General features: G+C 48.6%; 6 protein-coding genes. 4 read left to right on the top strand and 2 right to left on the bottom strand.

Going from position 1 to position 9,871, the window contains the following annotated elements; all coding sequences use genetic code 11:
• The first annotated feature begins 356 nt into the window (after positions 1 to 356).
• On the top strand, positions 357 to 824 hold the full coding sequence (locus tag EDC52_RS20475; RefSeq protein ID WP_407924237.1) for a hypothetical protein: 468 nt from the start codon (positions 357 to 359) through the stop codon (positions 822 to 824).
• Between the two features lie 484 nt (positions 825 to 1,308).
• Here the strand turns inward: EDC52_RS20475 and EDC52_RS18240 are convergent, their stop codons facing one another.
• The gene (locus tag EDC52_RS18240; RefSeq protein WP_165911757.1) at positions 1,309 to 4,599 is read right to left on the bottom strand and encodes a DEAD/DEAH box helicase; all 3,291 of its coding nucleotides are present in this window, start codon (positions 4,597 to 4,599) and stop codon (positions 1,309 to 1,311) included.
• Between the two features lie 839 nt (positions 4,600 to 5,438).
• Between EDC52_RS18240 and EDC52_RS18230 the strand changes: the two genes are divergently transcribed.
• From EDC52_RS18230 to EDC52_RS18220, 3 genes are read left to right on the top strand one after another with little or no spacing between them, the layout of a single operon-like run.
• Positions 5,439 to 6,665 carry an ABC-three component system protein gene (locus EDC52_RS18230; RefSeq protein WP_131867536.1) on the top strand — a complete coding sequence of 409 codons (1,227 nt, stop codon included), beginning with the start codon at positions 5,439 to 5,441 and terminating at the stop codon, positions 6,663 to 6,665.
• On the top strand, positions 6,662 to 7,327 hold the full coding sequence (locus EDC52_RS18225) for an ABC-three component system middle component 1 (RefSeq protein ID WP_131867534.1): 666 nt from the start codon (positions 6,662 to 6,664) through the stop codon (positions 7,325 to 7,327). The genes EDC52_RS18230 and EDC52_RS18225 overlap by 4 nt, the downstream gene beginning before the upstream one ends.
• A complete protein-coding gene (locus EDC52_RS18220; RefSeq protein WP_131867532.1) occupies positions 7,302 to 9,641 on the top strand; it encodes an AAA family ATPase in 2,340 nt (779 codons plus the stop codon). Before EDC52_RS18225 ends, EDC52_RS18220 begins: the two co-directional genes overlap by 26 nt.
• 1 nt (position 9,642) lies before the next feature.
• Here EDC52_RS18220 and EDC52_RS20140 read toward each other — a convergent pair.
• On the bottom strand, positions 9,643 to 9,871 hold a 229-nt coding region (locus EDC52_RS20140; RefSeq protein ID WP_230468099.1), incomplete at its 5' end, for a hypothetical protein.

Here is a 9,871-nt window from a genome sequence, read left to right as displayed (position 1 = left end):
TGATTACGCGTACTGAATTATTATCTTTAAGTCAAAAAATAGGGTTCTGTAATACGACCTTAGCCCATCCTGTATCGAATAATTTAGCTATCCACCACGTGATGCTGATGTCCGTTGGAAACGCAATCGTCATCTCCTGCTATCTTATGCTTCCATTCCCTATTCAAATGCCAATATACGCCAGCTTAGGTTGATGTTCTTAGCCAATACCCTTAGTGCCAACAAGAGTTTTATTGATCTCGATACTGAACCGGGGTACTGCGTCCAACACAGCCAAAATATTAAGTTCGTTATATAGATTTCACTGATCGCTGTCTTTACAGTGCCGCTAACAGCCGAGTCAGGATTGATATCTTATGCCGATTGTCATATGTCACTTCCATTTCGGCATCATGCCAAAACCGGACAGCCAGACGGCGGTAATTAACCTGTCACTGGCGTTCGAGCACTACAACCAATATCAACCGCCCAGCGCATTGGGATATCTCTCACCAAGAGAATATCAGCGTCGACAGAAACCATCAGCCAAAGCGGGAATAGCTGCATGGATATATGGGGTCAAAACCAGTGTGGCAGAATATCTGCCACTTCTCGCAATAGGTATTATCACAACAATTACCATGAAGGCGGAAGAGCCGATGTTCGTCGCAGAACTAGAGAAGCGCCACTTTGAAACCGCAAAGCAGGCAGGAGCCACTATCGTGTTCGAAATTGAATTCAGAGTTTACACTTACATTTCATGCCAAAGAGAATTGAGCGCAAAAGGCTGTGTGAAAGAATATGGCCAAGGAAGTTTAAAAAAACAAAGTATCAATATCACATAAGAACTCATCTTTCAGTCATGGCATCCGTGTTTTCCCAACACATACCATTCACAGACCCTGAAATAAGCCATTAATGATACAAGAAGATCATTAATGGCTTGTTTTAATATGATTAAATCAACTGATTGAGAATAAGGATCACTCCCACTCAATTATTAATAGACATATAAATTATATATTTATCAGTAAATTATTAAGAAAGATACCAACAATACCATGGTTGATGCCATGCTTAGAAATAAAGGACCGTAGGCGCTCCCTTTTGCCGTTCAACAACGATTCACCTAAACCACAGGGAGACGTTGTAAGTATGGCCGGGCCTGGACCGAAGGCGCCGTTCCCCCGCGACTGGTTGAACGGCAGGTCTGGCAAGTCGCGGACGCTCGATTACCCTAATGCGCAAAGATCCTCAGCCTAGCGTTTGCGCGTCCGCATGTCGTCGACAGGCCGTCGATGTACATGAGCAGCTGCCGCGTCCGGTTGGTCAAAGTGTTCGCCAACGCACGTTTGCGCGCAGTCTCATGTTTAGCAACCGGCCTGCGACGAGCCAGACCTCCTTGGCAATACGGCGATCACGCAACGCCGCGCGTACCGTATCAGCAACGTCAGCGGGAGGGACCCCTCCAGTGTTGCGGAAGATGCGGATACTTCCCGACGCTGGCGCTGGGATAGTGGTCTTGTTCGCGGTGTATGGGCGCTGCCACCGATCGTTCTCGATTTGGGGCGACGAGGTCAGGAAGAACCCTAGCGATGCAGCCACCTGGCGTCCAACCTCCTGGATGGCCGTTACGGAGGCGCTTTCGTCACCGTCGTCCTTCCCCAGAGCTTTTGCGTGAAGCAGCACCACCTTGCTGTCTGAGACCAGAATGAAGTCGGCCATCTCCTGGCCGTCGTCGTCAAGGAGGATAAGAGGGAACTCCCGCAGCGCCTTGGCGTAGTCGTCGGGCGCCGGGCCGGTGAGGCCGATGTATTTGGCAGTCAGTCCGAAAATCGACTCCTTTTGCCACTTGGTGACGTTGCCGTTCGCCCATGCGGCTTCTCCTTTCTCCACGAACGTGTCCCTCAACGCCGGTACGGCAACAGCAACATCGAGCGCCGGGACACGTCTGTCCGACACAATCTCCCGCGCCTTGGCCCATTTGCCATGCATGTAAACCTTATCGGCCTCGTCGGTGAGGACGCGAAACGCCTGCTCGGCGTTGATTCTCTCGGTTAGCGTCATGACCATACCCGACGCCGAGAAGCCTTGCTGAAAAATGGCGTTGAGTTCGTCGCTTGAGATCGCGTAGCGGCCGGACTTGGGGTTGTAAGTGATCGAGCAGCCCAGCTTGCTGCCATCGCTCATCGTAACCTGGAATTGGCCGTCGTCGATATCGGCGCAGAGGTCGATCAAGGACGGCGCCTTCGGCGTTGACGGCTGACCCTCACGGTCGGCGATGAACGCTCCAAAGTCGTCAAGCGGCTGCAGATCGAGCAGTATATTCCGGGGGTCCTTCGCCTTTTCTGGGTCCGGTGTTGTGAGCTGCGCGAAACGATCGAACACCCGGTTGCCCGCCGTCGCGGCGGTGAGCTCGCGGTCGATATCGGTGGCCCACCTCACGTACTCATCGACGCCAACGCGGCGGGCACTCGCGTCAGTGACCTTGGAGCGGCTCAGGCCTAAGTAGCGGGCGGTGCCTCCAACGTATCCCGCGACGTTGGTAGGAAGGAGCACCGCATCCAGCAAGTCCGTAAACGTATCCTCGAAAGATGCGGTGCTGGTCGTCGTCGCCCGGATCGCGCGGTCCGCCATTTCGTGCGATGTGGCAGCCAGCTTGGTGATGCGAACCTTACGGTCGTTGCTGCTCGGCCCGAAGAGCCGGACGAGGATCTGCCTGTCCAGACGCGTGACGCCGATCTTGTTGGCATCGAACGGCACACCGTCGCTGTCGAACACGAACAGTCGGTCGTTGATCCGCACCATCAAAGTGACCCCAAACTGCCATTCTGTAACAAAATGGCGACTGAGGTAGGGGCTTTCGTCGACGGAGAAGAAGGTCCAGCCCCAGACTCCTTCCGGCAAATCGTCCACCGGATGGACCACGAAGCGATTGCGGGCGACGATGCCCTCGCGGGTCTCAGTTTCCGCGAGAGTCGCGTCGAAGTCCGGACCGATGGCGAAAATCGCTGCGCGGCGGGGGACCAGAAGATCATCACGGTGCAACGGACCCGTTACAGGAAGTCTCTGGCGGAAGCTCCCATCAACATACTGTTGATCCGGCATCACCGGGACGATCCTCTCGGGCAGATAGGCCTCGCCAGGAATGATGCTGGCTAGATTCTCCTCCCCTGCGGCTTCGAAGGCCAGGTATTGTGCCCAGCTGGTCTCGAGCCGTGCGAGCTGCTCGGCGTTGCGTGCAACCACCGTCGCCGTCTGGATTTGCTGGCGCTTCGCATTGGTCGAGCGCAACACCCGACCGATCTGTTGCACGAGCTGGCGGTCGTTCGTGAAACCATCCAAAATAGCTACAGCGACGAACATCGGATCGTCGATGCCTTCAAGCAATTTTGTTTGGTGCAGCCAGAAGGTCGCTTCTCCGGCCTTGTTCTGCGCCTCCCTTACCGTGACGAAGCGAAGCGGATGCAATTTGCGGTTATCACCCTTGCCCACCTGGTCATGGATCAGCACCGCGTCTGTCTGTTTGCTCCCCGCAAGGAGGGGCTGTAACGTCGCGAGCGCGCTCCATGATGCGGCCCGCACGATGATTTTTGAACCGGCCGGGCGGTCCTTAGTAAGCAAGGGTGCAAGTTTGAGCAGCTGGTCAGCAAAGGTCTTGATGGCCGATGCGTCGCCGTCGGCTAACGCCTGGTCGATATCCTCGTTAGAGAAGTTGATGGCCGTCGCGCTACCGTTATGCGAGTCCAGCGTGGCGAAGCACACGTCCCTCACGATTTTGGCGTCGGCCGCCTTCAGAAACGAGAAGTTGTAGGCGAACGAGCCGCGTACGGTGAAAAGTTTGTAGTCGTTGCGGAAGGGGGTAGCGCTAAGCAGGATAGTCGGCAGCGCAAGTTCTCTGACGCTCCGGCTCCACGACGGTGCCGGCTCGTAGTGCCCCTCGTCCACGACGACGAGATCGAACGTCCCCAACAGATCAAGGATGCGGTCCAGCCGTGTGAGTTCCGCCAACTTTGCGTCCTCCAGGGGAACGCCAGCAGCCTGACGCCTCAACTTGTCTCGCTCTGTCCGGATCTTGTCGAGAGCTTGGAGGGTGCCTACAAGGACGGTTCGGTCGCTAGCTTCCGCCATGTTGCAAATCTGTTCGGTTCGAGCCCTGTTCGGCAGCAGAATTCCGATCGACGCAGGTTCAACGCTAGAGTCCGACCAGACCTTGTCGCCCGGTTCTGCGCATCCCATGTTCGCCCAAAACCTGCGCCGGATATCGGCGTGCATTTGCTGAACAAGGCCTTCCCTTGGCGTTAGTACCAGCGCACGTCGAACCTTGGGGAGGCATCGAGTCAGCACGGCGATGACCCCCGATTTCCCGCTACCCGTCGGCATCTTGACAAGGGCGCCTTCGGGTTCGCCCGTTTGTTGCGAAACGCGGACGTAGGCGGCACCGAGAGCTATTGCCCCCTTCTGGTTCTGCCAGAGTGATAGGCCGTTCGGAGTACCGGTCCACACAGGCAGGGCTTCAAGGACCTTAATGTCCGCAGCATAGGCGTCACCATCGAACTTAGAGGCGTCTGGCACGTCGAAGGTCGTGTTCCGACCATGGTAAGCAAGGTTCAATCTCACTCTGTTCACTCCAATATAGCTCCCGCTGTCAGATAATGAATAATGCATGCTGGGCGCGCTTATCCAAACACTTTTCGCATTATCGAAGATCAGATCTTGCTGTCATCTGGTTAACAGTGACGACGACATAAAGCTGACTGGCGGCTTCCATCAGATGTAATTATTGGGGGTGTTTAAACGAATGTCAGTTTGCACTTTTTTGGGTCTGACGAATAAACAGTAGTAGCACACTGAATTTGGTCACCTACATAGAGGTGATATCATTGCCTCATAGTCAAAAACAGGTGACATAATAACCAGACGTAACAGACGCAATTTTAGCAGCGAGTTTATCCTCCAAGCTGCTGAAATTGGGCTCGGTCAGTATTACACCGTTGCCGTCGCTGCTATAGCTATGGGTGTCGGAATATCCACGATAAGAAGATCGAGAAATAAAATCCTCCATAGATTCACCAATGACATTTGAACAGATTAAAATACGCCAGGTGAAGAACAGACTTCGATACAATGAAAATGAAAAGGGTATATTAGAAAGCAACCGTAATCTTGATGCCAGATACACTAGACAGTTATCATTTGTTGAGAAACTCAGTGGTCACCTCGACAATTCACTCATTACAACTCTTTTCAGGCGGCAAAATTCATTATGTCACAGCATACTATCTTCGGCTTCTTACGCCGTTAGAACAGATGTTGTTAAGTAATCTACCTATTGTATATGTGGTTTTATGTGATCGAGGTCATCTACCTGTTCGCGTATCTGACTAAAAAACATAATGGCACTGTGATATCATTCCTTCACTCAAAAACTGCATGACTGTGTGGTGAAAGTACCCAATATGAGCGACGAGGAAGCAAGCAAGTACCCCCATAGCGCCATATCCACTTGGAGTGGATTTGTCTACCAAGGCAAAGTAGCGCTCTATCATTGTCTGAAGCTGATTAATCAAGGAGATTGTGATTTTCAGCTGCAGCTAGACAGTACAGATGATTTTGCGATTTACAAATACAATAATTTAATAAGCGCCCATCAAGTTAAAGCAAAAATAGGCGACTATCGCAGTAACTACAAAGAAGCTTTAGAAAAATCAGCTAGTATAGAGCTAGATAGAATCGCAGGAATTAAAAGATATTTTCACATATCCCAACCCATAAATGATCATAGTGATTACTTGGCACCCAATCACGAGCGCGTTGAATTCTATGCATATGGTGAATTTCGACATTGCGAACTTGATAAAATAGAAGAACTGACAAAGCAAATTATCAAAGAAATTCATGTCCGCCAGGCAATTTTTTTTGATGACAGCCTGATAGAAACAAATTATTGCCTATTATCAGAAAAAATAAGCTCGCAAGCGCTAACCATTCACGCAAGAATACAAAATGAAGGTGATGCTCAGCGTAAAGCAGCTTACGAACACCGAATGACTGCAGCAAATATTCTTGCAGATATAACGGACGCGAATCCGTATGAAAGAAAAGACTATTTCGCGATTGAGTTGAAGGCACGCCTCCACACTCATCTGGAAGAAAGACTAGCTGAATCACTCCCATGTATGTCGGACGCTGCCTACAAAAGAGCTAGACGTATATATGAGCTTATAAGGCTCTCTGAGGGAGGCGATTTCAAGACACTCTGTCAACTGATGAAGCCCTCAGAGAAATTCTCACGCATTCAGAATTCAGACATACGCAGATACTCAGATCTCTTACATACGATTGATGCCGAGCCAATCTTAAAACGACTACCACATTACTTGGATAGCAATAATAAATTTTATGCGCCAACAGCATTATATTTACCAGAACCAACAGACAAAAGATACTGCACATCTGAGATTATCGCAGAAATAAAAAATAACGATGATCTAGGAAGGCTTTTATTCGAATTTAACAATCTGATTGCAGCTAAGGCAAACGAGAGCTTCATAATTGATACCAAATATACAAACTGTTTCGATGAAATCTCCATTGATGATCAAGACCGCATCGATAGCAACATCACCAAAAGTTTATGCATCAGCATTTTGACAAAGGAAGACGCAGAGGCTCGACTTAAATGATTATTGACATTATTCATCAAGCTCTAGATGCACACGAATTTTCCAAAGTACATGAGAACGACACAACCGGTTTCTATGTTCGGGAGAACGGTACGGCGATCCGATTTGCAGTTTTGCACAGGTTAGACAATTTAATGAAACCTGGCGATCTCAATGCTATTATCAACCAGTCCGCGCCGGTAGCATTCACAGCTGATCCAGCATTTAAAAAAAACTGCGACTTAATCTGCATTCATCATCTCGACAAGTTGGCAGAATTCAAGAACCACGAAGAAAAGATTTTTGAAATCGAAGAAGATCCACACTTCTACAAAAAATACGTGCTTTATTATAGCGACACCGAAATGGAGGCTATTAAGGGACTGGACTTCGCCAACCTAAACGAATTAATATCAGATAAAACACAATTCGACATATATAAAAACGAACCAACAGCAGCCACCAAATATAGTGCGGCTGCAAAAATCTTTATCAAACTACCTTTCTTGGCGCTCCAAATAAAAAAAGTGGAACTAGTACCACTTCGCCTACAAATTGGGGAGGCTGTGGCTGAAGCCGACCTTACCAAGACTTATAAAACCATACAAAAACACGGCCAAATAAATATCGAAGACTTAATCAAGGAGCTGATTACCGATGAACTGGCAAATTTCCAAAATTGAGATTTCTAGCTTTAAGGCTTTCAAACAAATCCATCTGGATTTCGGCGATTCATCACTTCTGACCCTAGATGGCCCCAATGGCTTTGGCAAGACGAGCATATTCGACGCCATCGAACTACTGCTAACCGGAGGTATAAAACGGATTTGTCATCTATCCAACACCTTAATGATGGGTAAAAGAACTAATTATGATGACAATCTTCTCTGGAACAACCGCTCGGGGAATAAAGACCTTGTAATCAAGATAGAATTCTTCAATGGCTCGCGCAAACTTGTTCTAGCAAGGCATACTCCCGCAGCAAACTTTGACGAGAAGTCGAACAATCGTGCCGACCAATTCACCCACCTCATGCTTTACGAATTACCCGAATTTTCTTCTAACGATTACGTAGCAGAAAATTTTCGAGAAGATAATTTTATTGAAGATGTCTTTGGAAAAAATTTTAAAGAAAACTTCTCATACTTAAATTATTTGGAGCAAGGCCAAAACCAGCTCCTACATACGCGAGTAGACAAGCGTAAAGAGGCATTGAACAACCTCTTTAACATTAGCGACGTCAAGGCAGAAACTGACAACTGTAAATCTATCGCTTTGCGTCTGACAAAGTTTATTGGTGATGCTAAACGTACTGCTGATCTATCAAGGTTAGAATCTGAAGCCAAATTGCTCAAGGGAATGATTCAAGCCGACCTAGGAGCAATTGAATATAAAAAGATTTCCACCGCAATGCTTCAACCAGGCTGGGACAAAGAAGCCCCCTTCCCCACCTACTCTGCGGACATTCACAGTGAATACAACGAAAATATCCAGCGACTTCAAAGACTGGCTCTACTTAAAAGTGCGATACAGATCAGGGATAAAAACGATTCTATTGAAAATTATATTGAGCTTAACAAGGACTCGGTGAAGAGCCTGGCAAGTTTTGGCAATGATTTGAATAAGCTGAATGACCTAGATGTCACCAAAAAAGAGTTAAACGACCTGCTCAAATGGGGCGGGGTCATCAAACGTGGCACTACAGCCATCAAGGCCAATGAGGCCAAAAGCCTTCCCGGATGGGGCCAAGGACGCTTGGAATGGTTCCTTGAGCAAATTGTTACACGTGACGCGCTTCAGCAAAAGAGCAGATCTAATAACAACGCCGCTGCAGAGCTGAATCGTCTAAAAGCAGAACTGGTGGCTGAACATGCTAAAGTCAATGCCGACGATCAGCATTGCCCATTGTGTGGTGCTGACTGGCAATCCCATAAAACTATGCTGCAAAAGATTGAGCTCAGATCAAAGCAGATTAATGACGCACTAAGCGCTGACGGCCAGGCCCTAATAAATCTCACAGTGATGATGGCTGCGGAGCTGACAGTGATTGAAGCTCAGATCCAGTCCCGAGAAGCACAGTTATCCTTTGGGTATAGCAGCCCCCTACACAACGCCCTGCTTCGTGATAAGGCTCGGCTGCCAGCAATTACCCAACTTGCCGCCCGGCTTCAAACCTTAGGTTTACAGCTCAACCACTCGTTCTCCGAAAACGCGGAGGTGGTGGACACTAGGACTCAGGCTTTGATAGCTTTCATAAGAGGCAAGAAAACAGCTGAAACAGAACCTCTGCCGCAAGATTGGAGAAAGGTCATTACAGCTGCCTTCAGTGAGCTGCAGGACTTCTATATCATCGAGCCTCAAACGCTGAAAGACAAAGAGCTATACATCGCTGCTAAGGCAAGCGAAGCGCAGAGTAGTAGGCTGAAACAATGCCTTGATGAGCTACAGGTCATTCAGCGTGAGACCAACGCGGCGAAGATTGCCAAAGATAAGGTCAATAACCTAAAGGCTACCTTGGAGAAAACAGAACGCAGCTACTCTGAACAAACGATTTCTGAAATTGAGCTAATTTTCCATATTTATAGTGGAAGACTTATTCAGAACTATCAGCGAGGCTTGGGTCTGTTTATCGAAAGCAAAGATGGTAAAGAGCTCAGATTCCTTACAGCTGAAAAATCTGAGTATGATGCGATTCTGTCGATGAGCTCCGGACAGGTGTCGGCACTTAGCCTGGGCTTTTTCCTCTCACTGAATAGAGTTTACTCGAGCATACCACTGATCCTGATCGATGACCCATCCCAGTCGCTGGATGAGGTAAATATCGCCTCTTTAACTGATCTGCTGCGCTGTGAGTTTAGCAATCGTCAGTTGATAGTTTCCTCGCATGAGGACGACATTTCCTCTTATATGCGCTACCGGTTCGCCAAGGCCGGTCTAAGCACCCGCTCGTTAAACATGCAACGCTTGGCTAAAGAGGCCCTAGTCTCCGCTATCTGAGTCACCACAACAGGGGCATATGGAACGTGTCCCTATTTCTCGAGCTAATCACTGCATTTTTCCCAAAGCTCATAACTTTATCACTAGATAATCCCGGGCGATGTAATGGTCTAATCAAACCGGACACTTTGTTAAAGATATAATGAGCAACGCTAACGAGGTGAGAATGCGAAGAAAAACATTTACCCATGAGTTCAAGCAGGAATGTGTCAATTTGGTTTTGCAGCACA

Source organism: Biostraticola tofi (assembly GCF_004343195.1).
Classification (GTDB): domain Bacteria; phylum Pseudomonadota; class Gammaproteobacteria; order Enterobacterales; family Enterobacteriaceae; genus Biostraticola; species Biostraticola tofi.
The sequence above is the reverse complement of the archived record's forward strand: the minus strand, read 5'-3'. Positions and strand labels throughout refer to the sequence as shown.